At 29.1% G+C, this 1,628-nt stretch carries 3 protein-coding genes; all 3 read left to right on the top strand.

All coding sequences use genetic code 11. The features are described from left to right. Nucleotides 1–252: 252 nt before the first annotated feature. Nucleotides 253–432 carry a hypothetical protein gene (locus tag VLM92_RS16835; protein ID WP_325277478.1) on the top strand — a complete coding sequence of 60 codons (180 nt, stop codon included), beginning with the start codon at nt 253–255 and terminating at the stop codon, nt 430–432. An 85-nt stretch (nt 433–517) separates the two neighbouring features. Then, nucleotides 518–1,246 carry a hypothetical protein gene (locus tag VLM92_RS16830; RefSeq protein WP_325277477.1) on the top strand — a complete coding sequence of 243 codons (729 nt, stop codon included), beginning with the start codon at nt 518–520 and terminating at the stop codon, nt 1,244–1,246. A 64-nt stretch (nt 1,247–1,310) separates the two neighbouring features. Further along, the coding region (locus VLM92_RS16825; RefSeq protein WP_325277476.1) for a DUF6353 family protein at nt 1,311–1,628 on the top strand (318 nt) is incomplete at its 3' end.

The following is a 1,628-nucleotide window of genomic DNA, read 5'->3' as shown; positions in this document are numbered from 1 at the left end:
TAGCTTATAAATATGCACCTAAAGTAATAAATAAAGTTAAAAAGATGTGGAAGAAAGGAACTAATGAAACTTTGGAAGATAAACAAAGAAGATTACTTGAAGAATTAGCGGAAGTTAACAGTCAACTTGCTTCGGAAGATGACAATGATCCGGATTTAAATATTTAAAGTATTTGAGGTTAAGTGTTATAACAAACACTTTTCCTTTTACTTTTGTAATTAAGGGGGTGATGTTATGAGTACTATTATATTGATGTCGATAACTACGATTCTATCGGTAAGTGTTGCGTTTATGCTGATGATTATGTTCTGGTATAATGGTGTTTTAGAAGTTAGAACCGACGACGATGGTGATAATTTAAAATTAAATATAAACGAATACGATATGATTAGACGTAAAAGATTTATGATTGTATTAATAAAAAAGAAGTAAATATTTATTTAGTTTAAATACGCTTTATATACAAGTACTATTATGAGAAATTTAAACTAATGATAAAAAAGAGGAGAGAATAAAAATGAATAACACAAACACGCAGTTATTAGAACAGGTAATTGAAATGAAGTTACAGGAATGTATTGATGAAGGTAAAAACTTATCAAACGAATCTTTTGAGGCAGCGATTAAAGCAATTAAAATTTCAAATGAGATAGACAAAACTCAAAATGATTCGCAAGTTGCGATGGGGAATTTAACAATTCAAGAGGATAAAGTTAAAAATGATAAAGAAATTAGTGACGAAAATATAAAATTACAACGTGAAAAAATTTCAAATGAAAACAGTAATAAAATTAAAGAGTTAGAAATTGTAGAAACTAAAAATATTAATGAACAAGCTTATAATAGCGACACATTAAAATTACAACATAATAAGTTGGATAGTGAAAACGAAATTAAATTCAATGAATTAGAATATATGAAATGGAAAACTCAAATGGAACAAGATTTGAAAACTGAAGAAATTAAAATAAACGAGGAAATACGTAAATTAGATATAGACGTTCAAAATAGAAAGATCACGGTTGACGAGTACCTTAAGAAAATGGAAATTCTTAATCAAGATAAGCAGCAGAATAGAGATAAAGGTTTAAAATTATTTGAAGTATTAGCAGCTATAATTGTTGTACCGGCAATAGATTATGCGGTAAAAAATACGTTTGCGAGAACACTTTGTAATTTCGAAAGAGATTATACGTTCACAACAACTGCAGGCAAATCATTATCATCTTTATTCAAATTTAAGTAATTAGAATAATAATCAAGACTAAAGGTCCGTACTTGGGCTTTTAGCTTTAATTGGAGGATACAAAATGAATATAAGGAAATATATAAATCCGATAGAGTCATACGTTCGTAAAAATGCTCCCACGATACTAACTACACTTGGTATGGTTGGTGTTGTCACTACCGCGATGAATGCCGTTAAGGATAGCAAAAAAGCCGATTCTTTAATCCGTAAACGAAACGAATACAAGCTTGATAAGTACGGAGAGAATCTAACTAAAACCGAAAAAGTTATAGCGGCTGTACCTGCATATTTACCAACAATGATATCTGGTATAACAACTATATCTTGTATATATGGATCTAATCATATAAATAAAAACCGACAAGCTATGTTAACAGGT

This window comes from Romboutsia sp. (genome assembly GCF_035470145.1).
Classification (GTDB): domain Bacteria; phylum Bacillota; class Clostridia; order Peptostreptococcales; family Peptostreptococcaceae; genus Romboutsia_D.
The sequence above is the reverse complement of the archived record's forward strand: the minus strand, read 5'-3'. Positions and strand labels throughout refer to the sequence as shown.